Source organism: Burkholderia sp. AU31652 (assembly GCF_002223155.1).
Lineage (GTDB): Bacteria > Pseudomonadota > Gammaproteobacteria > Burkholderiales > Burkholderiaceae > Burkholderia.
In genome coordinates this window covers 561,173-588,072 of the sequence record NZ_NKFG01000005.1, presented here as the reverse complement: position 1 = coordinate 588,072, position 26,900 = coordinate 561,173, and the positions used below count along the sequence as shown (strand labels likewise).

Below are 26,900 nucleotides of genomic sequence, written 5' to 3'. Positions count from 1 at the left end.
CGTCGCTCACGGAACGCCCAGGGAGGCACGATGAACGCCAGCCGCCGCGAACCGCACGCGCCGCCGCACGAACTCGGCCAGTTGCTGCGCTACTGGCGCGACGTGCGCGGCGTGAGCCAGCTCGACCTGTCGCTCGACGCGGGCATCTCGCAGCGCCAGATCAGTTTCATCGAAAGCGGGCGCAGCGTGCCGGGCCGCGACACGCTGCTGACGCTCGCGCAAACGCTGGACGTGCCGCTGCGCGAGCGCAACGCGCTGCTGCTCGCGGCCGGGTATGCACCGGTGTATTCGGAAGCGCCGTGGGATGCACAGGAGATGCAGGGCGTGATCGGCGCGCTCGAACGCGTCGTGCGCCAGCACGATCCGTTTCCGGCGATCGTGATGGATCGCCGCTGGAACGTGCTGATGACCAACGACGCGACGCCGCGCTTCTTTGGCTGCTTCATCGACATGGCCGCGCGCGACGGCCCGCGCAACCTGCTGCGCCTGATGTTCGATCCGCACGGCATGCGGCCGTTCCTGGCCGACTGGGAGACGGTGTCGCGCAGCCTGCTGCAACGCGTGCAGCGCGAAGCGGTCGGCCGCGTGATCGACGACGAGACGCGGCAGCTGCTCGACGACCTGCTCGCGAGCCCCGATGCGCCGCGCGACTGGAAAACGCCGCCGGCGCCGGCCGCCGCACCATCACTGCCGGTCATCCCGATCGGCTTCGTGCATGAAGGCGTCGTGCTGCGTTACTTCTCGCTGGTCACGACGGTCGGGACGCCGCAAAGCGCCGCCGCGCAGGAGTTGCGCATGGAATGCATGTTCCCCGCCGACGACGCGACCGAAGCGCGCCACCGGCAGTTGCTCGACACGCACGCCCCGGTGCGCTGAGCGGCGGGCCGGGCGGCCCGCCGGTGCAACTCATTCCGCCAGCGCGGACACCACGCCGACACGCTTGGGCACGCCGGTCACGATCGTCGCGACCGCGACGGCCAGCACGACGGCCGCGGCAACGAACACGCCGGCCGCGCCGTTCGCGTCGAACACGACGCCGCCGGCCGCCGCGCCCGTCGCGATCGCGAGCTGGATCGCCGCGACGATCAGCCCGCCCGCGCTCTCGGCCTCATCGGGCACGGTGCGCGTGACCCACGTCGACCAGGCGACGGGCACGCCGCCGAACGCCATCCCCCACAACGCGACGAGCACCGCGTCGATCATCGGCGCGCGGCCGAGTGCAACGAGCGCGACGCCGAGCACGACCATCAGCGCGGGCATGCCGATCAGCATCGGCCGCAACCGGTGTTCGAGCACGCGGCCGGCAAGCGACGTGCCGACGAAGTTCGCGATGCCGTAGCCGAGCAGGATCGCCGACAACCCGTTCACGCCGACGCCCGCGACCTGTTCGAGGAACGGCCGCAGGTACGTGAAGAACGCGAAGTGCCCGGTGAACACGAGGATCGTCGCGAACATGCCGAGGCCGACGGTCGGCCGGCGCAGCACGTCGATCAGCGTGCGCAGCCGCGTCGTGCCGCTCGGCGGCATCGACGGCAGCGTGAGGATCTGCGACACGAACGCAATGCCGCCAAGCGCAGCCGCGATCAGGAACACGTTGCGCCAGCCGATCAGGTGACCGAAGTAGCTGCCCATCGGCGCGGACGCGATCGTCGCGACCGCCACGCCGCTGAAGATGATCGACAGCGCACGCGGCACCATCGCCGTCGGCACGAGCCGCATCGCGGTGGCGGTGGCCATCGTCCAGAAGCCGCCGAGCGCGATGCCGAGCACGACGCGGCCGACCAGCAGCATTGCCAGGTTGGGCGCGAACGCGACCGCCAGGTTCGACGCGACGAGCAGCACCGAGAACACGAGCAGCACGCGCCGCCGGTCGATCGTGCGCGTCAGCGCCGAGATCAGCAGGCTCGTGACGAGCGCGACCGTCGCGGTGGCCGTGACGGCCTGCCCGGCCACGCCTTCGGTCACGCCGAGGCTGTCGGCCATCGGCGTCAGCAGGCTCGCCGGCAGGAATTCGGCCGTGACGAGCCCGAACACGCCGAGCGTCATCGCGAATACCGCGCCCCAGGCCGGTTCGCGGGGGGCCGCCGTCGAGGCGGCCGTGGAGGTTCCGGGATTCATGCGTGGTTCCGTGTCGGTTAGGGAAAGTACTGATGAGGGCGTATCGTAAGGAACCACGTCAGGACGGTCTATGACATACAATCCGTTCTTGTTGATCGTTCGTCCGAATCTCGAAATGTCCGAGCCCCTTCTGCCCCCGATTCCCGACGTGCACGACCTCGTCAGCGAGCTGCTGCTGGGGATGCGCCTGAGCGGCGTCCAGTACCGCCGCATCCAGGTCGCACGGCCGTTCGGGCTGAATTTCGGCCACGTGACGGGCCGCGCGCAGTTCCATTTCGTCGGGCGCGGGCCCGTGCTGCTGCGCGACGCGTCGGGCGCCACGATGCGGCTCGAAGCCGGCGACGCGATCCTGCTGCCGCACGGCGGCATGCACGCGCTGGTGTCCGACCCCGATGCACCGTGCCGCGAGATCAACGGCTTCGAGGTCGCGAAAATCTGCGATACGGTCGCGTCGGTGGCATCGGCCGGCGTGTCGCCCGCCCGTTGCGCGACGACCGAGCCGGGCGCCGGCGATGCGCTGATCTTCAGCGCGTGCATGGAGCTCGATCTCGGCGGCATGCAGCCGCTGGTCGGCACGATGCCCGAGTTCATGCACGTCGGCACGCTGCTCGCGCGCTACCCGGAAATCCGCCCGATGCTCGATGCCATGGAGCGCGAAGCGTGCTCGGCGCGCGCGGGTTTCGCGGGTATCCTCGCGCGGCTCGCGGATGTGGTCGCGGCGTTCATCGTGCGCGGCTGGGTCGAATGCGGATGCGGTGATGCGACGGGCTGGGTGCAGGCGCTGCGCGAACCGAAGCTCGGCCGCGCGATCGTCGCGCTGCATCGCGACCCGGGCCGCAACTGGAGCGTGGCGGAACTCGCGACCGAAGCGGGCGTGTCGCGTTCGGTGTTCGCCGAACGCTTTCTCGCGGCCACCGGGATGACGCCGGTGCGCTACCTGACCGAGCTGCGGATGCGGCTCGCCGCGCAATGGATCACGCGCGACCACGAGACGATCGAGGCCGTCGCGTACCGGCTCGGCTACGGCTCGCTCGCCGCGTTCAGCCGCGCGTTCAAGCGCGTGGTGGGCAAGCCGCCCGGCGCCGTGCGCGCGGACGGCGAGGTGCGCGTCGAAGCGTAGTGTGTGACGCGGCGCGCATGATGCCGGCCGCGCCACCAGGCGTCGTCGCCATCGACGTCACGCGTAATGGCAGCGTTCAGTCGCTGCGCGCTTCCAGCTTGTCGATCAGCGCCGTCGCGCACTGCACGGCAAGCGCCGCGCACTGCTCCACGTCCACGACCGCGCCGCTCGCCACGGTGCCTTGCACGATCCGGCCCAGCAATTCCTTCGAGAGATCGGCGATCTCGTGATCCCGTTCCGTCATGATGTTCCTCCTGCGCATCGACCGAGCGCATCGATGCGTTCACCTTCCCTGCCCGTTCAACGCCCTTTCGCCCGCACGACGATCTGCGCCTGCGTGTCGCGTTCGATGCGCTCGAGCGACGCACGCAGCGCGGTGAATTCGTCCGCCGTACACACCTGACGGCCAAAGTCCGCCGTCATGCGCCGCGTGACCTGCACGACGCGCGCGGCCGCGTCGAAGACGTAATGCGACGTGAAGTCGACGAAGCGGTCGTGCACGGCCGTATCGGCCGGCAGGTCGGTCACCGCGACGTCGGCCGGCAGCGCGATCTGGCCGGTCTCGTCGAACGTCCCGCCGATGCAGCCCCACGGCTGCGTGCGCACGGGCTCGGCGAGCCAGTTCTCGACCTGCGTCGCGATGCCGCCCGTCAGGCTCGACAGCGCGGGCAACGCGGTCGTGCCGTCGGGCCACACGAAATGATCGAGCGTGCCCGACATCGTCACGTCGAATGGCCCGTCGGTCACGCGCCGGTCGCTGGTCGACAGCTGCGCGCGGCCGCGCAGCCCGCTTTGCCGCAGACGGTTGTTCGCCAGCTGCGCGACGCCATCGGGCGTCGCGCGGCGAAACAGGTTGCGTTCGAGTTCGGCCGTCCAGCCGTCGTCCTCGGTGTGCGCGTGAAAACGCGCGGCGCCCGGCCCCGCGGCGTCGATCTCGACCCGCGCGATGCGGCCGCGCGGCTGCGTGGCCGGCGTACGCGACAGCACGCCCGTGTCGACGAGCAGCGTGGGACGGTCCATCACGATCGGCGGCAGATAGCCGAATGCGATGCCGGCCGTCGTCGTGTCCGCATAGCGCGCGAGATCGGGCAGCCACGTGATCGCGTGATTGATCGCCCCGCCGCCGTAACCGGGCACCGACGGCAGCGTGTAGACGGACCCGAGATTGAGCAGCACCGGCTCGCTGCGGATGCCGACCGCCGCGAGCAGCGCGCCGAACAGCGCGACATGATCCTTGCAGTCGCCGTAGCGGTTGCGCAGGATGTCGGTGACGCGATGCGGGGCGGCGGCCGTTTCGCCGAGAAACAGCCCGACGTAGCGGATGTTCGCCTGCACCCAGTCGTACAGGATGCGCGCCTGGTCGTGCGGATCGGCGACACCCGTGGTGAGCGTGCGCGCCAGCTGCGCGACGGCCGGATCGTCCGCGCCCGGATCGACGGCCGCGTTGCGATAGCGCGCGGCGAACGCCGCGTAGTCGGGCAGCGTCGAGACGACGAGCCGGTCGCCGTAGGTCGCGTAGCCGACCGCGCCGCTTTCGATGCGGTCGTACGGGCCGTGCCGGTAGTCGAATTCGTAGCGCGTGCGGCCGTTCGCGGTGACCGGCGGCAGCGCGACGTAGCCGTGCGCATCCGCGTACAGCGGCATGTCGGCCGGCACGTCGAAGATCAGCCGCTGGCGGTCGACCGGCTCGCGCGACGGCTCCACGGTATAGCCGAAGTAGCCGCGGTTGACCGGCTTCGTGCGGGTCTTGCGGAACGCCACGCGCGTGCTCGACCCGGCTTCGACGCCGGGAAACACGACGGTGCGCAGCAGCCCGTCCTGGAACGTCGGCGCGCCGGCCGAGCGCGGTTCCTGCACGTCGCGGATGCTATCCGCGCCGACCGGATGCGCGACGCCGTCGCGGTCGATCGTCTCGGCCGCGAGCAGGTCCACCTTCTCGAGATTCTTGTCGAACCACACGTAGCGCTGGGCGATGGCATCGATGCCGTTCGCGTCGTTCGCGCGCAGCGTCGAATCGTCGTGCTCGTCGAGCGAGCCGTCGTGCTGGATCACGAATTCGTGGACGTCGCTGACGATCGTGACGGGCGCTGTGTCGCCAGCATCGACCGTATCGGCCGCAGCCGGCCGCACGGCCGCGACGACGCCGAATGCGACGACGCACGCAAACGCAAAACCGGTCGGTCGGGAAAGAAAACGCACCACGTCGCGCTCGTTTCGGAACATGGCGGCAACACACCGGCACGGACGATCCGCGCCGCGCTCACGCGCGCCTGTCGCACGCCGCCTTGCAGCCCAGTGTGGGTGACGCATCGGCGAGCGTCAAGCGACGCGCGGCGATGCGGCACGGTCGCGCCGCGAGGCGCCGCACACACGCGCAATTGACGGCTGGCGCAACCTATAATCAAATCAGGTCACATTGCGTGCGCGATCTCGCCAGGACAAGCGCCGTCTCGACGAACGCGGCGTGCCCAACATGGGCAAGGAGGCATCATGGCCGTGATCAACAGCGATTTCGAAACCGGCTTCCTCGTGGTGCTATTCACGCTGCTGGGCGTGATCCTGTTCGGCGCGCTGCTGACGAAGCTGCATCTCGGGCGGTGGCATCCGAAACTGATCGGCGCCGCGATCGGCGCGCTCATCGGTATCCTGCTGGTCGAAGCCGTGCCGATGCTGACGTGACGGCGATCCGCCGCGCACGGCGGGATGCGCGGCGCGGCCTTCATTCATCCGATCAAATGCCGCGCAAGCCCGCTCATCCGATCCGTGAGGTCGGACACGAACGCCCGCGCGCCGGCGGCTTCATCCCCGCAGGCTGACCCCAACCACGGCGCTCACCTGGCGCGCAACCTCCTCCCGATCGGAGGCGACATGGTGGAACACGACCTCGTCTCGACCCTCGTCCTGCTTGCGGTCGTCATGCTTGCCGCGCTGTTCTTCGCGGAAGGGCGCAGCCGTAATCGGATTCGCGGCCAGTTGCAGCGCAAGCGCGCACGGCGGCCGCGTTCGCATACGCATCGTCATCCGTAACGCGCCGACGCAGTGCGCCGCACGGAAGGCCGGCCGTCATGCGCGCGTCGTTCGAGCGTACGACGCAAGACCGCCGGCGGAGGTTCGACCCGCAGCGGGCACGACAAAAAACCGCGTGCGGTCCTGCCGCCCGCCGCTACCCGACGTTCATCGGCAACAGCACCATCTGCTTGCCCTCGACGTGCAGGCGCGCCTGCAGCTCCACGGGCGTCTGGTTGTGCAGCCAGGCCGTGAGGAAATTCACGCGCCGGAAGATCAGCTTGCTCGCGAAGCACACGGCATTCGGGTATTCGTCGAGCGTCGACGAAGCCAGGTTCATGAACTCGACGACGGGATTCGTGCCGAACGCGATCCGGTAGTCGGCCGCGATGCCGTTGCGGCGGCAGTGCGCGACATAGTAATCGAGCGCTTCGGTGATCGTGTGCCGCAGCCGCTCGAGGTGTTCGTGACCGTCATACGCCTTCGCGTCGACTTCGCCGACCGCGAGGAAGATCACGTTGCGGAAGTGCCCGGGAAACAGCCGGTTGACCCACAGCAGCGCGTGCATGCTCGCGCCGCGATGCTTGCCGACCAGCAGCACGGCCGTCGGCTGAGACGGGTCGGGCTTGCCCGGCGCGGTGGCCTCGTCGACTTCGGGCGGCTTGCCCGAGAACAATTCGTCCTCCTTCGCGAGCTGCGCGCGCGTATAGGCGTAGTGGCGGTTGATCATGAAGCACAGCGCGATCACCGCGCTCGTCACGAGCACCGTGAGCCAGCCGCCCGCCGTGAACTTCTCGATCAGCGTGATGACGAGCACGGTCGCCGTCACGCTCAGCCCGAGTGCCGACAGGAAGAAATGCTTGAACCAGCCCTGCTGGCTGCGATGATGCCACCAGTACGTGCACAGCCCGAGCAGCGACAGGCTGAACGTGAGGAACACGTTGATGCTGTACAGCACGACGAGCACGTCGACGCTGCCGTGCGTCCACAGGAGGATCAGCAGGCTCGACAGCCCGACGACGATGATGCCGTTCTGCCGCACGAGGCGCCCCGACAGGTCGCGGAAATGGCGCGGCACCCACGAATCCGACGCCATGTTCGACAGCACGGCCGGCCCGTCGAGGAAGCCGGTCTGCGCGCCGACCATCAGCAGCCCGGCTTCGAACGCGAGCACGGCCGCGAGCAATGCGTGGCGCGCGAAGGCCGAGCCGAGCCCGAGATGGTCGATCACGCTGCCGAACACGACCGCGTTGAGCGTCTGGCCTTCGACGGGCCGGGCGTGCCACAGCATGTACAGCAGGATGATGCCGCCGGCCGTGAACGCGAGCGACGTCGACATGTACCACATGGTCACCTTGCCGTTCGGCACGCGCGGGTCAGCGAGCATGTTCACGTTGTTCGACACGGCCTCGAGGCCCGTGTAGGTGCCGCCGCCGAGCGAGAACGCGCGCATCAGCAGCGCGAGCATCACGAATACGCCGAGCGACTGCGACATGCCGTGCGCCTCGTGCACGGCATCGGGCACGATCATCGCGAGGTTGCTGCCGTGCACGGCGACCCCATAGACGATCAGCGCGAAGTGCAGGATCACGAAGCCGATGAAGATCGGCAGCAGCACCATGATCGATTCGCGCATCCCGCGGAAGTTGAGCCCCGTCATCAGCACGATCAGCACGATCTCGGTCGTGAGCTTGAACGCCTGCGCGCTGACCGGCAGCAGGCTGAAGAACGCGTCGACCCCGCTCGCGAGCGACGTCGCGACGGTCAGCACGTAGTCGACCAGCAACGCGGCGCCCGACACGAGCCCCGGCTTCGAGCCGAGCAGCGACGTCGCGACGCGGTAGCCGCCGCCGCCCGTCGGGAACAGCTCGATCACCTGGTTGTAGCCGAGCGCGATGATGAACACGGTCGCCGCCGTCGCGAGTGCGAGGAACAGCGCGAGCGCATGGTGCTGGCCGAGCGCGAGAAACGCCTCCTCCGGGCCGTAGCACGACGACGACAGGCCGTCGGCGCCGAGCCCGACCCAGGCCAGCAGCGGCGTCACGGCGATCGCATGCCGCGTGCGCGGATCGAGCGGGTCGAGCGGCTTTCCGACGAGCAACTGCCACACTTTCTGGAACGTGGTCATGGTCCCCTCCCGCACGCCCGGTGACATGCGCGGCGTGATCCTTTAAAGCTAATCGACGCACGGGCGCGGCGCCAGTCCGCATCTTCCATAGGGGCCGCACGGCGGCCCGGCACCGCTTTCAGCATGTAAGCGGACAACGCCGGTGGCCACGCGCCGGATCGGCCGTTTACACGCATCCGCGCGACACGGCGAACCTGCCCGGCTACCGTTCCGGCCGCCTTCACATGCCTGCCGGCTCCGCCCGACGCGCCGCCCACCTTGGCCCGATACCGGCCGGCCGTGCGCGCCGCCCCCTTCCCCACCCGCACCGATGCGACCGGCACCCGCGTCCCGGTCGTGCGTGGTTCCTCGCAATTCGACTTTTGTGCGCGCGCAACAATGGCGATGCCTCGCGCCCGGCGCCCTGCAGGACACTCGCCTCCCACTCGGCACCGAGCGCGACGGTCTTCAAAAACCACATCTCACGAGGACATACCATGCAACTCCAATCCCATCCCGCGTGCCGCCCGTTTTATGAAGCCGGCGAACTCACGCAACTGACTGCCTTTTATGAAGAGGGACGTAATGTCATGTGGATGATGCTGCGATCGGAGCCGCGGCCGTGCTTCAACCAGCAACTCGTTACCGACATCATCCATCTCGCGCGCGTCGCACGCGATTCGGGCCTGCCGTTCGACTTCTGGGTGACGGGCTCGCTCGTTCCCGAGCTGTTCAACGTCGGCGGCGACCTGAGCTTTTTCGTCGACGCGATCCGCAGCGGCAAGCGCGACCTGCTGATGGCCTATGCGCGCTCGTGCATCGATGGCGTGTACGAGATCTACACGGGCTTCGGCACCGGGGCGATCTCGATCGCGATGGTCGAGGGCAGCGCGCTCGGCGGCGGCTTCGAGGCCGCGCTCGCGCATCACTACGTGCTCGCGCAGAAGGGCGTGAAGCTCGGGTTTCCCGAGATCGCGTTCAACCTGTTCCCGGGCATGGGCGGCTATTCGCTCGTCGCGCGCAAGGCCGATCGGGGTATTGCGGAGCAACTGATCTCGACCGGTGAAGCGCACGCCGCCGAGTGGTACGAGGATCGCGGGCTGGTCGACCAGACGTTCGACGCGGGTGACGCGTATCTCGCGACGCGCACCTTCATCGACGTGACCAAGCCGAAGCTGAACGGCGTGCGCGCGATGCTGCGCGCACGCGAGCGGGTGTTCCAGCTGACGCGCTCCGAGCTGATGGACATCACGGAAGCGTGGGTGCATGCGGCGTTCACGATCGAGCCGAAGGACCTCGCGTACATGGAACGCCTCGTGATGCTGCAGAACCGGCGCGTGTCGAAGCTGCGCACGGTGTAATGCGGCGGGCGCCGCCGCTGGCCGGCGGCGCCCGTTCGTGAACGAAGCTCAGGCGATCAGCCTGAGCTTCCTCGTCTCCGCGAGCCACGCCTCGAACGCCTGGGCCGGCATCGGGCGGGCGTAGTAGTAGCCCTGCGCATGATCGACGTCGAGCTGCTTGAGGAATTCGGCTTCCGCATGCGTTTCGACGCCTTCGGCGACCACCGCGAAATTCAGCGCCTTCGCGAGCGACACGACCGAGCGCACCAGCGCCTGCGAGCGCGGATTGCGGTCGATGCCCGTGATGAAGCTGCGGTCGAGCTTGATCGCGTCGAGCGGCAGGCGCGACAACTGCGACAGCGACGAATAGCCGGTGCCGAAATCGTCGAGATGGATCTCCGCGCCGAGCTGGCGGAACTGTCGCATCAGCCCGTTGGCCGCATCCTCGTCCTCGATGAAGCAGCTCTCGGTCAGCTCGATGTCGAGCAGGCCGGGCTTGAGCCCCGCGGCGTCGAGGATCGACGCCAGCTGGTGCACGATGTTCATGTCCTGCAGCTGCCGCGCGGACACGTTCACCGCGATCCGGATGCCGAGCCCCTTCGCCTTCCAGGCGGCGGCCTGCGCGGCCGCGGTACGCATCACCCAGCGCCCGAGCGGCGCGATCAGGCCCGACTCCTCCGCGAAGCGGATGAACTCGACCGGCGCGACGAGCCCGCGATCGGGCGACTGCCAGCGGATCAGCGCCTCGACGCCGTGCACGTCGCCGGTCGCGATATCGACGACCGGCTGGTAATGCAGCACGAACTGCTCCTCTTCGAGCGCCTTGCGCAGGTTCGTGTCGAGCCACATGTACTTCGCGACCTTCTGGTTCATCTCCAGCGAGAACACGCGATACGTATGCTTGCCCTCTTCCTTCGCGACGTACATCGCGGTATCCGCGCTGCGGATCAGCGTCTCGAGCGAATCGCCGTGCTGCGGATGCATCGCGATGCCGATCGAGCAGCTCGTGTAGACCTCCATCAGCCCGAGATGAATCGGCGTGCGCAGCCGTTCGAGAATGATCTGCGCGGTCGCTTCGAGCAGCGGCCGCGTGCCGTGCTCGAACAGCACGAGGAATTCGTCGCCGCCGAGCCGCGCGAGCGTCGCGCCGGACGGCAGGCAGCCGCTGATGATCGCCGACACGTCCTGCAGCAGCCGGTCGCCGGTGATGTGCCCGTAGTGATCGTTGACGCGCTTGAAGTTGTCGAGATCGAGGAACAGGATGCCGACCTGCCCGCGCGTCGCGGCGGTCTCGGCGGCGATCGCCGCGTGGATGCGCTCGCTGATCGCATGGCGATTCGGCAGGCCGGTCAGCACGTCGGTGTTCGCGAGCTCGATGAGCCGCTGCTGCGCGCTGCGCTCCTCGGTGATGTCGATGCCCGAGCAGATCAGGAACTGCTCGTCGACGCCGCTGCCGCTCTGCACGAACTTGTTGCGGAACTGGAACAGGCGCGGCCCATTGACCGTGTTGATGTAGCGCTCGACCGCGAACGAATGGTTGCTCGCGAAAAATCCCGTGATGTTGCTGCGCGACTGCGCGCCCTGCTCGGGGGTCATGAACAGCTCGAACGCGCTGCGGCCGATCACGTCGACCTCGCGCTTGCCCGTCACTTCCTCGCACAGACGGTTGAAGCGCTGCACCATCCCGTTGCGGTCGAGGATCACCACGAGCGAATTCACTTCGGACACGACCTGCTCGGCGAACGCGAGCCCGTGCGCGAGATCGCCCGCGACGGACTCGGCATCCGAATAGGCGGACGCCGTGCCGGCCCAGTTGGTCGTGTCGACCTTCCGGCCGACGAGATGGAGCTTGACCGGTTCGCCGAACAGTGCGATGTCGAGCACCAGGTGCGACGTGACACCGGTCAGCGCGCGGATGCACGCGGCCTGTTCGACCGTCAGCGCGACGGCGACGTTGGTCAGGCCGCGGACGGCCGCCAGTTCGAGTGCGTTGCTGTCACTGCCGAGACGCCAGCAGGGGCTGCGCGTACCGACGTGCGCCTCGAGCACCGCGCTATCGTTTTCGTCATCCATGGAGACGCCCCGATCCAGAAAAAACGCACAGTGTAGACGGAGGCGAGCCGGCCGGCCGCCGTGCCGGGGCGCGCGTGATGCGCGTCCGGCAAGGCGGCCGTGAGTGCCGTGATGATGGGCCTCGTCCCGTACTTGTTTCCCGCTAATGCGACCCGGCGTTCGCGCGTCATGCGCGCAGGTGCTGCCTAACGAATGATGAGAGCCATCTTATCAAATGACGATCAGGATTGGCACTCACATTTAGAGCAGAGTGTCAAGGAATTGGGACTCGATTGGCAAGCCGGATCTTTCATGATGGGCAGGCGGCTCAATCGCGGTCGCGGCGGTGCGCAACGGGTTCGGCGAGTCGGGCCGAGCGCCCCGCCAGGCGGGCGTTTGCGGCTGATTTCAGGATTCGGCGGCAATGCTTTGGCCCGCGCGTGGCGACAGGGTCGGATCGCCCTCCGGCGACCCGACTTTCCGTCGAATTTGATTCCTTTGGTGCGTCAATGCGCAGCTTTATTCCACAGTCCGTTGCAATGCCGTTCGAGCACCGGCGCGGCACGCCGGCACCAGCTGCCCGGCTCAGCCCGCCGCGCCGTATCCGCCGCCGCCCGGCGTTTCGACGACGAATACATCACCCGGCGCCATCTGCGCGCGGCCGATATGGTCGAGCGCCTCGACCGTGCCGTCCGCGCGCTCGATCGTGTTGCGGCCGAGCGCGCCGGCCTCGCCGCCCGCCGCGCCGAACGGTGCGTGGATCCGGTTGTTCGACAGGATCGACGCGGTCATCGGCTCGAGGAAGCGAATCCGCCGCACCGCGCCGTCGCCGCCGCGCCAGCGCCCGCCGCCGCCCGACCCGGCGCGGATCCGGTGCGAGTCGAGCCGCACCGGGTAGCGCCATTCGAGCACCTCCGGATCGGTGAGCCGCGAGTTCGTCATGTGCGTCTGCACCGCGCCGACGCCCGCGAACCCGTCGCCGGCGCCACTGCCGCCCGCAATCGTCTCGTAGTACTGGTAGCGATCGTTGCCGAATGTGAAGTTGTTCATCGTTCCCTGGCTCGACGCGACGCAGCCGAGCGCGCCGTACAGCGCGTTGGTGATGGCCGACGACGTCTCGACGTTGCCCGACACGACCGCCGCCGGATACTCGGGGTTCAGCATCGAGCGGGCGGGCACGATCACCGTGAGCGGCTTCAGGCAGCCGGCGTTCAGCGGGATGTCGTCGCCGACCAGCGTGCGGAACACGTACAGCACGGCGGCCATGCACACGGCCTTCGGCGCGTTGAAGTTGTTGTCGAGCTGCGCGGACGTGCCCGTGAAATCGATTTCCGCGCGCCGCGCCGCCCGGTCGACGCGGATCGCGACGCGAATCTCCGCGCCGTTGTCGAGCGGGTAGCGGTACGCGCCGTCCTGCAGCGCGCCGATCACGCGCCGCACGGCTTCTTCCGCGTTGTCCTGCACGTGCCCCATGAACGCGAGCACGACGTCGCGGCCGAACTGCGCGACCATCCGGCGCAACTCGTCGACGCCCTTCTGGTTCGCGGCGACCTGCGCGCGCAGGTCGGCCATGTTCTGCTCGACGTTGCGCGCCGGGTAGCGGCCCGATGCGAGCAGCGCGCGGGTTTGCGCATCGCGCAGCGTGCCGGCCGACACGAGCTGCCAGTTGTCGATCAGCACGCCCTCCTCGTCGATGTGGGTCGAATCGGGCGGCATCGAGCCCGGCGTCGTGCCGCCGATGTCCGCGTGGTGGCCGCGCGAGCCGACGTAGAACAGCGGCGCGTCCGAGCCGTCCGCGAACACCGGCGTGATGACCGTCACGTCCGGCAGGTGCGTGCCGCCGTGATACGGGTCGTTCAGCATGAACACGTCGCCGTCGCGCATGCGGCCGCGGTTGCGCTCGATCACCGTGCGGATGCTCTCGCCCATCGAGCCGAGGTGCACGGGCATGTGCGGCGCGTTCGCGATCAGGTTGCCGTCGCCGTCGAAGATCGCGCACGAGAAGTCGAGCCGCTCCTTGATGTTCACCGAGTACGCGGTGTTCTGCAGCCGCAGCCCCATCTGCTCGGCGATCGACATGAACAGGTTGTTGAAGATCTCGAGCCGCACCGGGTCGGCATCGGTGCCGAGCGAGCGGCGCGTCGGCAGCGGCGTCGTGCGCGTCAGCACGAGGTTGCCCTGCGCGGTCATCTGCGCGCGCCAGCCGGGCTCGACGACGGTCGTGCCGTTCTGCTCCGCGACGATCGCCGGGCCGTCGATCGCGTCGCCGGCCAGCAGCGTGTCGCGCACGTAGAGCGCCGCGTCGTGCCATTGGCCGCCGGAATGGAAGCGCACCGCGGAATGGGCGCGCGGCGCGGCAGCGTCGCCGTTGCCCGCGTGGCGCGGCGCGAGCGGTGCGATCTCCACCGGCGCGTCGGAGCGGCCGATCGCCTCGACCGACGCGAGCTCGGCGACGAGCGGCGTGCCGGGCATCAGGAACGCGTAGCGCTGCCGGTAGGCGGCCTCGAACGCGTGCTGCATCTCGGCGACGCTGCCGGCCGGCACGTCGAGCGCCGAATCGGTGCCCTGGTAGCGCAGGTGCACGCGCCGCTCGGTCGCGATCCGCTCCGGCGGCACGCCCTGTTCGAGCAGCGCGCCGACGGCCTCGTCGGCCAGCCGGTCGAGCGCGGCATTCAGCGCCGGCAGCGAATCGTCGGACAACACGGCCTCGACCGCGCGCTCGCGCATCGCGGTCTGGTCGGCGAGGCCCATCCCGTATGCGGACAGCACGCCCGCCAGCGGATGCGCGAACACCTGCGTCATGCCGAGCGCGTCGGCGACGCCGCACGCGTGCTGGCCGCCCGCGCCGCCGAACGTCGTCAGCACGTAGCGCGACACGTCGTGGCCGCGCTGCACGGAAATCTTCTTGATCGCGTTCGCCATGCTGCCGATCGCGATTTCCAGGAAGCCTTCGGCGAGCGCCTCGGGCGTCTCGCGCCGCCCGGTCGCCGCGTGGATCTCGTCGGCGAGCGCGGCGAACTTCGCGACCACGCCGTCGCGGTCGAGCGGTTCGTCCGCGTGCGGGCCGAACACGCGCGGGAAATGATCGGGCTGGATCTTGCCGAGCATCACGTTGCAGTCGGTCACCGTCAGCGGACCGCCGCGCCGATAGGCCGCCGGCCCCGGGTTCGCGCCGGCCGACTCTGGCCCGACGCGCAGCCGCGCGCCGTCGAAGCCGAGCACCGAGCCGCCGCCCGCGGCCACCGTATGGATGCTCATCATCGGCGCGCGCATCCGCACGCCGGCCACCTGCGTCTCGAACACGCGCTCGAACTCGCCGTGATAGTGCGACACGTCGGTCGACGTGCCGCCCATGTCGAAGCCGATCACGCGCTCGAAGCCAGCCGCCTGCGCGGCGCGCACCATCCCGACGATCCCGCCGGCCGGGCCCGACAGGATCGCGTCCTTGCCCTGGAACGCGTCGGCGCGCGTCAGCCCGCCGCTGCTCTGCATGAACTGCAGGTTCACGCCCGGCATCTCGTGCGCGACCTGCTCGACATAGCGGCGCAGGATCGGCGACAGGTATGCATCGACCACCGTCGTATCGCCGCGCGACACCATCTTCATCAGCGGCGACACCTCATGCGACACCGACACCTGCGTGAAGCCGATGCGGCGCGCCAGGTCCGCCAGCGCGCGTTCGTGCGCGGTGTAGCGATAGCCGTGGATCAGCACGATCGCGAGCGCGCGCACGCCCGCGTCGAACACGCGGCGCAGTGACGCTTCGGCGCCCTGCGCATCGAACGGCACGACGATGTCGCCGTGCGCGCCGATGCGCTCGTCGATCTCGACGACGGCCTCGTACAGCGCGTCGGGCAGCACGATGTCGAGATCGAACAGGCGCGGCCGGTTCTGGTACGCGATGCGCAGCACGTCGCGAAAGCCGCGCGTCGTCGCGAGCGCCGTGCGTTCGCCCTTGCGTTCGAGCAGCGCGTTGGTCGCGACCGTCGTGCCCATCTTCACCATGTCGACGCGCTCGGGCGTGATCGGCTCGCCGGCCGCGAGGCCGAGCAGGTGGCGAATGCCGGCCACGGCCGCGTCGCGGTACTGCTCGGGATTCTCCGACAGCAGCTTGTGCGTGACGAGCGTGCCGTCGGGCCGGCGCGCGACGATGTCGGTGAAAGTGCCGCCGCGGTCGATCCAGAATTGCCAGCGTGCGGCGTCGGACGGAACGGAGGAAAGGTGTCGGTCGGTCATGATGTCGGGTCGATGCGTCGTGGAATCGAGGGATGAGCGCCGCCGCACGGCGCGCGTCGCGCGCCGTGTCACGGGGTCGGTCAAAGGGGAAGAAAAATGAAGGGCGGGCTGCCCCGCCGCTTACGCGGCGTCGAGTTCGCGGCCGCGAGTCTCGGGCAGCGTCAGCGCGGCGACGATCACCACGCCGTACGCGGCGACCGCGAAGATGCCGATGCTCGTGCCGAGCCCGTATTGCTTGGACAGCGCGCCGATCAGGAACGGGAACAGCGCACCGATCGCGCGGCCCACGTTGTAGCAGAAGCCCTGGCCGGAACCGCGCACGCGGGTCGGGAACAGTTCGGTGAGGAACGCGCCCATCCCCGAGAAGATGCCCGATGCGAAGAAGCCGAGCGGAAAGCCGAGCCACAGCATCGACGCGTTGGTCAGGTTCAGCGACGTGTACGCGAACGCGATCACCATCGAGCCGACCGCGAACAGGATGAAGTTCGGCTTGCGGCCCAGGCGGTCGGTCAGGTACGCGCTCGTCAGGTAGCCGACCCACGAGCCGAAGATGATCATCGCGAGATAGCCGCCGGTGCCCATCACCGTGAGGTGACGCTCGGTCTTCAGGAAGGTCGGCAGCCACGTCGTGATCGCGTAGTAGCCGCCCTGCGCGCCGGTGGTCAGCAGCGCCGCGCGCAGCGTCGTCGTGATCAGCTTCGGCGCGAAGATCTCGGTGAGGCGCGGCGCATCGGCCACTTTCGCCTGCGCGGCCTTCTCCTTCTCGTAGACGTCCGGCTCCTTCACGTAGCGACGGATCGCGACGACCAGCAGCGCCGGTGCGAGGCCAACGAGGAACAGCGCGCGCCACGCCTGCTCGGCCGGCAGCACCGAGAACAGCAGCGCATACAGCAGCGCGCACAGCCCCCAGCCGATCGCCCAGCCCGACTGCACGAGGCCGACCGCCCGGCCGCGATCACGCGCGCGGATCACTTCGCCGATCAGCACCGCGCCGGCCGTCCATTCGCCGCCGAAGCCGAAGCCCATCAGCGCGCGCGCCGCGAGCAGCTGGTGGTAGTTCTGCGCGAGCCCGCACAGCGCGGTGAACACGGCGAACCACAGCACCGTGAGCTGCAGCGTGCGCACGCGGCCGATCCGGTCGGACAGGATGCCCGCGATCCAGCCGCCGAGCGCCGACGCGAGCAGCGTAATCGTGCCGATGAAGCCCGCGTCGGCGAGCGAGATGCCCCAGGTCGCGACGAGCGTCGGGATCACGAACGACAGCATCTGCGTGTCCATCCCGTCGAGCATGTAGCCGACCTTGCAGCTCCAGAACGCGCGGCGCTCGCGCGGCTGCGCGTCCCCGTACCACGAGAACAGGCCGTTACGCTCGGGGCTCGCGGGCTCCGCGGCGTGCGCCGCGAGGGTCTTGCTTTCCATGGTGGTGCTCCTGTCGTTATGCGCCGTCGAATGATTGTCGCGCGTGCGGCGTGCCGTGCGGGTCGGGTTGTCGTCGTCCGGGCTCAGAACACGGCCAGCGACGCGTTCGTGATGTCGGTCATCAGCATGTGGCCGGGCGTATGCGCGATCGCGATCGGCAGCTTCGCGTCCATCAGCGCGGTTTGCGGCGTCACGCCGCACGCCCAGAACACCGGCAGCTCGCCGTCGCGGATCGTCACCGCGTCGCCGAATTCGGGGGCGTTCAGGTCGCTGATGCCCAACTCGCGCGGATCGCCGAGATGGATCGGCGCGCCGTGCACGCCCGGAAACCGGCTGGTGATCTGCACCGCCCGAATCGCGTCGGCGCCGCGCATCGGCCGCATCGACACGACGAGCTGGCCGCCGAAGATCCCCGCGCGGCGATTCGGGATCGACGTGCGGTACATCGGCACGTTGCGCCCCTCCTCCACATGGCGCAGGCCGATGCCTTCGCGCGCCAGCATGTCCTCGAACGAGAACGAGCAGCCGATCGCGAACACGACGAAATCGTCGCGCCACAGTGCCTCCAGCGATTCGACGCGTTCGGTCAGGCGGCCGTCGCGGTAGACGTTGTAGCTCGGCACGTCGGTGCGGATGTCGAGATCCTCGCCGAGCACGTCGACCCGGAACGCGCCCGGTTCGCCGACGCCCAGCAGCGGGCAGGCTTTCGGGTTCGCCTGGCAGAAGCGCAGGAAATCGTGCGCGAACGCGTCGGGCAGGATCGCGAGGTTCGCTTGCGCGTACGGGCCGCAGTGGCCGGCGGTCGGGCCGCGGAACGCGCCGTGGCGCACGGACTGGCGGAATTCGGAAGGGGTCATGAGGTTCTGTCGCGGATCGGTGTGGCGTCGGGATGACGGTGCCGTGTCATCGGATACAGCGAAGAGTAGAAAAGAAAAAATTTTGTCGCCAACGAGTTTTTTTGCGCTTCGTGTATAGAATTTCTTAACGGATCTTGGGGTTTTCCCCCGCTCCGTTCACTTTTCCTCACCGGCAAAGTGCGCGCTCCCCCTCCCGTCCGACCGCCATGAACACGCGTTTTCTCGAAACCTTCGTCACGCTCGCGAAGTTGCGCAACTTCCGCACGACGGCCGCCGCGCTGCACGCGACGCCGGCCGCGATCTCGCAGCGCCTGAAAGCGCTCGAGGACGAACTGCAGACGGTACTCGTCGACCGCGACAGCCGCGAATTCCGGCTCACGCCGAACGGCGAATACCTGCTCGGCTATGCGAAGGCCGTGGTCGAGGCGACGCAGGAGCTGCAGGCCGCGGCCTCCGGCGAGCGCGCGCTGCGCGGCAAGCTGCGGCTCGGCGTGATCGAGACCGTCGTGCACAGCTGGCTGCCGCACTACATGCGGCGGCTGGCGGCCGACTATCCGCAGCTCGAGATCGACCTGACCGTCGACGTCAGCGTCGTGCTGCAGCGCCGGCTGATGGCCGGCGAGCTCGACCTGATCATCCGCGTGGAAGGCAGCGACGAGGCGTCGGTCGTGTGCGATGCGCTCGCGAACTACCCGGTGCGCTGGATCGCGCGCGCGGGGCTGCTGCCGAACACGCGCACCGGGCTCGCCAGGCAGGTGCTGCGGCAGCCGATTCTCACCTACGGGCGCGGTACGGCGCCGCATCGCGCGCTGGAGGATATCGTCCGCACGCTCGCGCATGCGCACGGCGTGCCGCTGTCGGACACGCGCATCACCGGCTCGCCGTCGATCTCGGTGATCGTGCAGCTCGTGCGTGACGGGTTTGGCGTGGCGGCGATTCCGGTGCTGTTCGTCGATGCGTTGATCGAAAGCGGCGAAGTCGTCGAGTTGCCGCTGCAGCCGTCGCCGCCGTCGATCGTCGTGTCGATGTCGCGGCGGGCCGATGCGCCGCGGTTCGTGCATGGCGCGTCGATTGCCGCGCGGGCGGCTTGTCATGAGTATTGCGAGAAAAGCAAGCGGTTGCTGGTTGAGGCGCTTTGATGCGGTGCAAGCCGGTGAATGGCGGGGCCGGGTATCCGGCACGCATTCGACTTCGCCGCGCGAATCACCCCCAATCGCCTGCGACGCGCGCGCCCCATGCGTCGTGCATGCCGGGCGTCGATCACCGCAACGTCATCGACGCGCAGGCATCAGACACGAATGCGATGTTTCCGATCTGGCAGCGTGCGGCTCGGGCTGAGCCGAAAGACAGCGAAACGCAACGCGCCAGCTGAATCCGTACCACGACAAAGTCGAAGGGCACGGCCACACCAACGCGCGGCCGTGCCCGAGTCACCCGGCATCAATCAGCCGAGGCTCTCCTACTTCAGTGCGACCGCCCCGTATCCGTCCCCGGCGCGAACTCGATCCCCCGCAGCACTTCCGCGAACTTCGCAGTCCGCAGCACTGCGAATTGCTCATGCGCAGCCGTCGCCGCGCTCGTGTTCTTCAACACGTCACGCACTGCAACCAGCCGGTTCGGATCCGCACCAACGTCGCCATTGCCGCTGACGGTCGACGTAATCGCCCAGATCGTCACCGTGCCGTCTCGCTCGACGCGGCCCGTCAGGTTGCGCAGGCCGGCCGTCGCCGGTGCCCACGGCAGGCCCGTGGCCGAATTGTTGCCCGCCGGATAGCCGGCGACGGCATACGGCTGACCGAGGTTCAACCCGTTCTGCAGCGTGTACGCGAGCTTCCACTGATTCGTACCCGCGTCGTAAACCCACTTCTGCAGGCCCGCCGTCTTCTGCGCAGCGGCGTGCGTGTACAGGTCCGCGCCGCCCGTGTAGCCGTCGCCCTCGTCCGCGACATACAGCGTGTTCGCGTCGGCGAACCAGATCCCGAACGGATAGGCGAGCGTCGTCGCGGTCTTGTTCGGCGTGCTCGGGAAACCGGCCAGCACGCACATGTTGTTCGGCAGGCCAGCCGTCTGCAGCGTGGCGGCGTTGTACGCGAGCGGCGCCGTCGGCAGCACGGCCTTCGGTGACGGCACGCCGACGCCCGACGGGCACGCGGTGCCGGTCGTATCGACGAAGTACACCGTGTTCACGCCGTTGCCACCGCTGCCCTTCGTGTAGTACACGACGTTGTCGTGCACCGCGATGCCGCGGAAGTTGTCGTCCTTGCCGATCTTGTCGGCCTTCGCGCCGAGTTCCGTGACCGAGAAGCTCGCGAGCGGCGTCGGCACGCCCGGATCCTGCTGCGCTTCGTGATGCTTCGCGCCGTCGATGAGCTGCGCGCCCGCGCCGAGGATCACGTTGTCCGGCTGCGGGTTCGCGCCGTTGCCGGCGTTGCCCGACGTGTAGTAGATCTCGCGGCCGTCGCGATTGTTCAGGATCGCCGCGCGGCCGTTGTTGCCGCTGTACGCGTTCGTCTCGGTGAAGCGGAAATGCCCGTGGCGATCGACGCGCGCGATCGCGCGATAAAAGTTCTGCCCGTCCGGGTTGGTCGTATCGACCGCGAGCAGCGTGTTCGAGTTCGACACGTCGACCGCATTGACCGGCGCGACGTAGCCCATGAACGTCAGATAGCGGCCGTCGAGCGACAGGTGCAGGCCGAGCTCCGACTTCGAGCTGAAGCTCGTCACCAGCTGGTCGTGCGCGAAGCCTTTCTGCAGGCTGTTCGGCACTTCGAGCGTGCTGACGACACCGCCGGCCGGCGTGATCTGGTCGAGGAAGATGCGCGACGTGATGCCGAAGCTGCCGTCGTAGCGGTCGTTGTTCCAGACGTACGGATAGGTGCCGTCGTTCGGCGCGCCGGATGCCGCGCCGCAACCGCCGGTGGTCTTCGCGCAGTTCGGCGGCAGGATCGCGCCGGGCTGGACGTTGCTCGACACGTTGTCGTACACGCTGCGGCTGACGACCAGGAAGCCCGGCACGAAACCCGGCGCGAAACGGCTGTCGCCGTCGTTGTCATGCGGAGCAGCGTGTGCGCCGATGCTCGCGGCAATCAGCGTCAGTGCGAAGACGGGAACGGCACGATCGCGTAGCGCACGGCGGCGCTTCGCGGACAAGGCGAGATTCGGCATGGACAAGGCTCCGTACGACATCGAGTGAGGACGTTGTGGGTGGACAGACTGACGACGTGAAGCCCCGCCACCTTAGCCATGCTTGATGAAGAATTGATTGCACGCGATCCCGCGGAAACCCGCGAGAAAACGCGGGCTGCCGAGTGCGGCGCGTTGTTATTGATCCGTAATGCGAAAGAAATGAATCAGACAGCCAATCAGGCGGATTGGCCCGCATGCGGTTGCGTGAGCTTGCCGTCGCCATACTCGCGCAACACTTTCGAAATCACGACGCGATAGCCGTCCAGCCAGCGCGCCTGTTTCGTCTTTGCCTCGAGATGCGCCGGGTGCTGCATCAGCTGCTGCAGCGCCGCCTCCGACTCCCAGTAGTAGACGTTCTGGATCAGCCCCGATTCGGCGTTCTCCCACGTCTCCTCGCCGAGATAGCCGGGCGTCGCGCGCGCCATGTCGGCAATCTGCCGGTCGAGCCGGTGGAATTCGTCGTCGTATTGCCCGGCACGGAAAATGAAGGTCGACGCGTACATGCCCGCTCCATCGAAAGCGATTGAAAGAGCGCCGATTGTAAGGCACGTGCGGCTGGCCGCCGTCGTTATGCGGCGAGCGTATCGAGGTCGGGCCGGTCGGCGAGCCACGCGTCGATGCGTGGGGCGTCCTCGCGCATGCCGGCCGCGGGCGCCGGCATCGCGGCCAGGGCGTGCCGTGCCCGTTCAAGCGCCTGCGCGAAGCCGCGCAACTCGCGCGTGGCGGGCCGGTCGTCGGCGTGCCGGCGCACGAGCGCTGCTTCGATGTTCACACCGATCAACGCGAGTTGCGCGTCGATGAACGCGAGGCAGCGTGCGCGGCAATGCGCTGATATCGATGCGACGGCCAGCAGCACCGGCACGATCGACACGGTCAGGTAGCCGCCGGGCGCAAGCCGCGACAGTGCATGGCGCACATCCTGGCCGCCATCAGTCAACGATGCGAACACGGCATCCCGCCACACCGCGCGCTCGAATACCAGCGCATCGCGATACGCGTCGAGCGCCGCACGGTCCGCGACCTGCCCGGCCGTCACCAGTGGAATCGGGAATGACGATTCAACAGCAGATTGCGTGCTCGACGTTTCGACGATGCAGTTCGCACCGAGCCATCGCGCATCGTCGCGCCGCGCGGCCAGCACACGGGACTGCAAGCGGTCGGGCAGCATCGGATCGAGCGGCACCGCGCGGCAGATCGACGGCTTGTCCGCATGCACGCTGCAGCGTCCGTCGTCGGCCAGCGCCGCGCAGCGGCCGAGCGACGGATAGTCGTAGCCCTGCAGCGTCAGCGCGATCCATTCGCTCCCCGCGCCGCCGGTGCGATGAAACAGCCGCGCCGACAGCGCATCGGACGCCGCGACGTCTTCCGCATCGAGCGCGTGCTCGCGGCCGCCCGCACGCCAGCGCTCGCCGGTTCGACGCGTCGGCACGCGACGGATCGTCAGCGCACCGACGAAGCGATGCCCGTGCCGAAACAGTTCGCGCAACGACAGCGTCGGCGCGCTGTTGCAGCAGCGTCCGCATGCGTTGCACGCGAGCAGGTACGTGTCTACCACGGCCGTCGCACCGAATCCTGGTAACGCGTGAGGATGAAGCGCGCGACGTCGTCCGAGTGATACGCGGCGACGAGCTGCGTGACCCACGGCTTCGCGCGATCGGCCTCGCGCACCGTCAGCACGTTCGCATACGGCGAGCGCGCATCCTCGATGCTGATGCTGTCGCGTGCGGGCTGCAGCCCGGCACGCGCGGCATCGTCGCTGTCGATCGCGACGAACGCGGCCGTGTCGAGCGCAGCATAAAGGCGATCGCGGCGCAGCGCGACGAGCTTCAGCCCGAGCCGGTTGCCGGTCACGTCGCGCAGCGTCGCACGCAGGCCGGCCCGCTCGCGCAGCGTCACCAGCGTGTCGTTCTGCAGCAGCACGAGCGAGCGCGCCATCCCGCGCGGATCGGCAGGAATCGCGACCGTCGCGCCGGGCTGCAGTTCGTTCAGGTTCTTCAGCTTGCGCGAATAGAGTGCCATCGGCAGCGTGACGGTCGGCGCGACTTCGGTCAGCGCGTAGCGCTTCTGCGCGCGCGTCGCGGCAAGCTGTTGTGCATCCTCGAAGCTGGCTGCGTCGATCCGGCCGTCGGCCAGTGCCGCGTCGATGCGCGATGCATCGTCGAATTCGACGACGTCGATGCCGAATCCTCGCGACGCGGCGACCCGCTTCACTTCGTCCAGGATCTGCGCATGTACGCCGCGCGTCACGCCGACGCGTACCGCCGGTGCGGCCGATTCGGCGGCCACGGTCAAACCCGAATGAACGATTGCACACGCCGCCATCAGCCACGCGCCCATGCAAACCACGACGCGCTTCATGACGCATCCCTCAGAATCGTGCGAAACCCGATATGCGACGCGCCGAGATCGGCTTCCTGCTGTTCGCGCGACGACGCGCGATAGCGCACGCAGTAGTCGCGCGAGCACAGGAACGAGCCGCCCTTGATGACCATCGGCGTGTCGTGCCGGCGCGTCGGCGGCGCGACGGCCGCCGTGTCGCCGTTCGTATGCGACTGGTGCGGGCCCGTGTACGTGTCCTTGGTCCATTCCCAGGCATTGCCGATCATGTCGTAGAGCCGGAACCCGTTCGCCGCGTAGCAGCCGACGGGCGCGAGCCCCGCATGGCCGTCCTCGGCCGTATCGAGCACCGGGAACACGCCCTGCCAGTAGTTCGCGGCCGGCTTGCCCTGCGCATCGCGCGGCGCCGCGTCGAGCGCTGCGTCGTCGCGGCCGGCCTTGCCCGCGTATTCCCATTCGGCTTCGGTCGGCAGGTCGCGGCCGAGCCAGCGCGCATACGCGAGCGCATCGCGCTGCGTGACGAGCGTGACGGGCAGGTTGCCGAGCCCGTCGATGCCGCTGCCCGGCCCGTGCGGGTGACGCCACGACGCGCCCTTCACCCACGACCACCAGGCAAGATCGCGCGTGTTCATCTCGTCGCGCGTCGGCACATGGAACACGGCCGCCCCGTCCTGCTGCTCGGCCTCGGTCACGTAGCCGGTCGCCTGCACGAACGCGGCGAACTGCGCGATCGTCACGTCGGTCTGGTCGATCCAGAACCCGCCGACACGCGTGCGGCCGTCGCCCGCCGGGCGCTCGTCCGCATAGCCGCGCGTGCTGCCGAACACGAACGCGCCGCCGCGCAGGTGCACCATCCCGGCCTTCGGGTCGTCGCGCCATCCGGCCGGCAGCCCCGAATAGCGCGCGCACTGTCGCTCCGAGCCCAGCGGCGCGAGCGCGCGGCCGCGATTCGCGTCGTCGAAGGCGCCGCCCGCCGGTGCGACGGGATTCGCATAGCCGGCCGCGAACGCGGCGGCGAACAGCGTGCCGGCCAGCGCCGCGCCGATCGTCCAGAACCGGAACCGCATCGTGTCGCTCCCGGCTTCAGTAGTAGCCGCGCGGACGCAGCGGTTCGACACCGCCGACGTTGCTCATGTAGGTCTTCCACTGGTCGACGAGCGTGCTGATCACCGACGGGTTCTGCGCGGACACGTCGGTCGTCTCGCCGCGATCCGCCGCGAGGTCGTACAGCTGCCAGTGACCGTCGAGCGGCCCGAGCGGCGGCTCGGTCCACAACGCCTTCCAGCGACCGTCGGCGCTGCGCAGGTACGCGCGGCCGTACGCTTCGTCGCCGAACGGCGCGGTATGCACCTCGCCCGTCGCCGTGCCCGTCAGCACCGGCAGCAGCGACTGGCCGGTGACCGGGTACACGTAGCGGTTGTTGTAGATCACCTTGCCCTTGTTCTGGTCGACGCCCGTCAGCGTATTGACGAGCGGCGGCGCCGGCTGCGACGGCGGCGTGACGCCCGCGACCGCGAGGAACGTCGCCGTGTTGTCGGTCACGTGCGTGAACGCGCGCAGCGTCGGCAACTGCTGCGTCTGGCCCGGCAGGCGCACGATCGTCGGCGTCGAGACGCCGCCTTCGGCCGAATAGCCCTTCGTGAGCCGGAACGGCGACGCGCTCACTTCGGCCCAGCGCAACCCGTACTGCAGGCGCTGCGCGTTCTGCTTGCCGTTGTCGGTGCCGAGCGTCGAATAGATCGGATCCTGCCCGTTCGCGGTATCGGTCGCCGTCGGGTCGGCGCCCGAATCGATCGGCCAGCCTTCCGCACCGTTGTCCGACTGGAACATGATGAACGTGTTGTCGTATTCGCCGATGTCCTTCAGGTGCTGGATCAGCAGGCCGATGTTGTAGTCGAGGTTCTCGACCATCCCCGCATAGATCTCCATGTAGCGCGCCTGTGCACGGCGCTCGGCCGGCGACAGGCTCGACCACAGCTTGTCGACCTTGCCGGGGCCGTAGTCGCTGTAGCCGTCCGCGGCCGAATGCACCGCGCTGATGTATTTCGCGGCGGCCGTGCCGTTGTTCGCGGTCGCGGGCGACGCAGCCGTGGTTTCAGGCAGGCCGTCGAACGGCTTGAAATCGGCGGGGATCAGGCCGAGCGCCTTCTGCCGCGCGATCCGCGCGTTGCGGATCGCGTCGTAGCCGGCGTCATAGACGCCCGCGTACTTGTGCAGCCATGGCTCGGGCACCTGCAGCGGCCAGTGCGGCGACGTGTAGGCCGCGTACGCGAAGAACGGCTTGCCGTCGCGCTGGTTCGAATCGATGTACGAGATCAGCTTCTGCGTATAGAAATCGGTCGAATAGAACACGGCCGGGCTGCCGCCCGTGCCGCCCGGCTGGCCGGGCTGGCCAGGCTGCACGTAGCGGCCGTCTTCCGTGTAGTTCGACGAGCCGGCCGGCTCGTGCGCGAAGTGATTCGTCGCCGCGCCGCCGAGCAGCACGTAGCTGCGCTCGAAGCCCCACTGGTCGGGCGTCTGCCCGCTGCCCGTCGCGCTGCCGACGATCCCCGAGCCGATGTGCCACTTGCCCGCGATGTACGTGTGGTAGCCGGCATCCTTCAATAGTTGTGCGAACGACAGGGCACGGTCGTTCAGGTAGCCCTCGTAGCCGGGCAGCCCGCGCCGTTCGTCGGTCGGCACGCCCATCGTGCCTTCGCCGACGAGATGGTGGTCGGTGCCGGACACCAGCATCGCGCGCGTGATCGCGCAGACGGTGCCCGTGTGATGGTTCGACAGGATGCGGCCCGACGCGACGAGCGCGTCGAGGTTCGGCGTGTTGATCTCGCCGCCGAATGCATGGATGTCGGAATAGCCGAGATCGTCGGCCATGATGTACAGGATGTTCGGGCGTTTCGCGGCCAGCGGCGGCGGGGTGTTCGTCTGGGACGACGGCGTATCGCTGTCGACGCCGCCGCACGATGCAAGCGACAGCGCGCCGGCAATCGCGGCGCAGACGACACGGAAACGAAAGGCATGCAACGGCGACGCGGACTTTTTCATTGTTCTGGAACGCTCGATCTACGGGATCGGCGATCTTAGCGTCGCGTGCGCGGCAACCAAAGTCCGATTCGTCACATGCT

The 26,900-nt window shown here is 68.6% G+C and carries 20 protein-coding genes; 6 read left to right on the top strand and 14 right to left on the bottom strand.

Translation table 11 applies throughout. The features are described 5' to 3' along the window. Positions 1-30: 30 nt before the first annotated feature. A complete protein-coding gene (locus CFB40_RS20180) occupies positions 31-876 on the top strand; it encodes a helix-turn-helix domain-containing protein (protein ID WP_089432177.1) in 846 nt (281 codons plus the stop codon). Between the two features lie 30 nt (positions 877-906). On the opposite strand, the gene CFB40_RS20175 is transcribed toward CFB40_RS20180, so the two are convergent. After that, positions 907-2,118 (bottom strand): MFS transporter, encoded by a 1,212-nt coding sequence (locus CFB40_RS20175; RefSeq protein WP_089428270.1) that lies wholly within the window; start codon positions 2,116-2,118, stop codon positions 907-909. 70 nt (positions 2,119-2,188) lie between these two features. On the opposite strand from CFB40_RS20175, the gene CFB40_RS20170 reads away from it, so the two are divergent. After that, a complete protein-coding gene (locus CFB40_RS20170) occupies positions 2,189-3,238 on the top strand; it encodes an AraC family transcriptional regulator (protein WP_089428271.1) in 1,050 nt (349 codons plus the stop codon). A 76-nt stretch (positions 3,239-3,314) separates the two neighbouring features. Here the strand turns inward: CFB40_RS20170 and CFB40_RS38735 are convergent, their stop codons facing one another. After that, positions 3,315-3,482, bottom strand: coding sequence for a hypothetical protein (locus tag CFB40_RS38735; RefSeq protein ID WP_174976067.1), 168 nt, complete (start codon positions 3,480-3,482; stop codon positions 3,315-3,317). A 56-nt stretch (positions 3,483-3,538) separates the two neighbouring features. Next, positions 3,539-5,440, bottom strand: a complete 1,902-nt coding sequence (locus CFB40_RS20165; RefSeq protein WP_089433256.1) for a DUF3857 domain-containing protein — start codon at positions 5,438-5,440, stop codon at positions 3,539-3,541. A gap of 288 nt (positions 5,441-5,728) precedes the next feature. On the opposite strand from CFB40_RS20165, the gene CFB40_RS20160 reads away from it, so the two are divergent. Further along, a complete protein-coding gene (locus CFB40_RS20160; protein ID WP_069250820.1) occupies positions 5,729-5,917 on the top strand; it encodes a hypothetical protein in 189 nt (62 codons plus the stop codon). Between the two features lie 189 nt (positions 5,918-6,106). Next, on the top strand, positions 6,107-6,265 hold the full coding sequence (locus CFB40_RS38730) for a hypothetical protein (protein WP_179255077.1): 159 nt from the start codon (positions 6,107-6,109) through the stop codon (positions 6,263-6,265). A 136-nt stretch (positions 6,266-6,401) separates the two neighbouring features. Here the strand turns inward: CFB40_RS38730 and CFB40_RS20155 are convergent, their stop codons facing one another. Continuing rightward, a complete protein-coding gene (locus tag CFB40_RS20155; RefSeq protein WP_089432176.1) occupies positions 6,402-8,372 on the bottom strand; it encodes an APC family permease in 1,971 nt (656 codons plus the stop codon). A gap of 476 nt (positions 8,373-8,848) precedes the next feature. Here CFB40_RS20155 and CFB40_RS20150 point away from each other — a divergent pair, with 476 nt between their 5' ends. Next, on the top strand, positions 8,849-9,712 hold the full coding sequence (locus CFB40_RS20150) for a crotonase/enoyl-CoA hydratase family protein (protein ID WP_089432175.1): 864 nt from the start codon (positions 8,849-8,851) through the stop codon (positions 9,710-9,712). A 48-nt stretch (positions 9,713-9,760) separates the two neighbouring features. Here CFB40_RS20150 and pdeR read toward each other — a convergent pair whose 3' ends face one another. The 4 genes from pdeR to CFB40_RS20130 all read right to left on the bottom strand — a co-directional run bounded on the left by pdeR (position 9,761) and on the right by CFB40_RS20130 (position 18,255). Continuing rightward, complete coding sequence (gene pdeR / locus CFB40_RS20145) at positions 9,761-11,764, bottom strand: cyclic di-GMP phosphodiesterase (RefSeq protein WP_089428273.1); 2,004 nt, start codon at positions 11,762-11,764, stop codon at positions 9,761-9,763. Between the two features lie 564 nt (positions 11,765-12,328). After that, positions 12,329-15,979 (bottom strand): hydantoinase B/oxoprolinase family protein, encoded by a 3,651-nt coding sequence (locus tag CFB40_RS20140; protein WP_089432174.1) that lies wholly within the window; start codon positions 15,977-15,979, stop codon positions 12,329-12,331. 120 nt (positions 15,980-16,099) lie between these two features. Next, complete coding sequence (locus CFB40_RS20135) at positions 16,100-17,398, bottom strand: MFS transporter (protein WP_089432173.1); 1,299 nt, start codon at positions 17,396-17,398, stop codon at positions 16,100-16,102. Positions 17,399-17,481: 83 nt separating this feature from the next. Continuing rightward, entirely contained in the window at positions 17,482-18,255 is a 774-nt protein-coding gene (locus tag CFB40_RS20130; protein WP_089428275.1) for a putative hydro-lyase, read from the bottom strand. 206 nt (positions 18,256-18,461) lie between these two features. On the opposite strand from CFB40_RS20130, the gene CFB40_RS20120 reads away from it, so the two are divergent. Beyond that, positions 18,462-19,394 carry a LysR family transcriptional regulator gene (locus tag CFB40_RS20120; RefSeq protein ID WP_089428277.1) on the top strand — a complete coding sequence of 311 codons (933 nt, stop codon included), beginning with the start codon at positions 18,462-18,464 and terminating at the stop codon, positions 19,392-19,394. Between the two features lie 325 nt (positions 19,395-19,719). Here the strand turns inward: CFB40_RS20120 and CFB40_RS20115 are convergent, their stop codons facing one another. From CFB40_RS20115 to CFB40_RS20090, 6 genes are all read right to left on the bottom strand, one after another. Continuing rightward, positions 19,720-21,420 carry a hypothetical protein gene (locus CFB40_RS20115; RefSeq protein WP_089432171.1) on the bottom strand — a complete coding sequence of 567 codons (1,701 nt, stop codon included), beginning with the start codon at positions 21,418-21,420 and terminating at the stop codon, positions 19,720-19,722. A gap of 197 nt (positions 21,421-21,617) precedes the next feature. Then, entirely contained in the window at positions 21,618-21,944 is a 327-nt protein-coding gene (locus CFB40_RS20110) for an antibiotic biosynthesis monooxygenase family protein (protein ID WP_039354446.1), read from the bottom strand. A gap of 65 nt (positions 21,945-22,009) precedes the next feature. Continuing rightward, complete coding sequence (locus tag CFB40_RS20105; RefSeq protein ID WP_089432170.1) at positions 22,010-22,996, bottom strand: YkgJ family cysteine cluster protein; 987 nt, start codon at positions 22,994-22,996, stop codon at positions 22,010-22,012. Beyond that, a complete protein-coding gene (locus tag CFB40_RS20100) occupies positions 22,990-23,799 on the bottom strand; it encodes a MetQ/NlpA family lipoprotein (protein ID WP_089432169.1) in 810 nt (269 codons plus the stop codon). The genes CFB40_RS20105 and CFB40_RS20100 overlap by 7 nt, the downstream gene beginning before the upstream one ends. Continuing rightward, the gene (locus CFB40_RS20095) at positions 23,796-24,845 is read right to left on the bottom strand and encodes a formylglycine-generating enzyme family protein (RefSeq protein WP_089432168.1); all 1,050 of its coding nucleotides are present in this window, start codon (positions 24,843-24,845) and stop codon (positions 23,796-23,798) included. The genes CFB40_RS20100 and CFB40_RS20095 overlap by 4 nt, the downstream gene beginning before the upstream one ends. 16 nt (positions 24,846-24,861) lie before the next feature. Then, on the bottom strand, positions 24,862-26,820 hold the full coding sequence (locus CFB40_RS20090; RefSeq protein ID WP_089432167.1) for an arylsulfatase: 1,959 nt from the start codon (positions 26,818-26,820) through the stop codon (positions 24,862-24,864). Between the last annotated feature and the right edge of the window lie 80 nt (positions 26,821-26,900).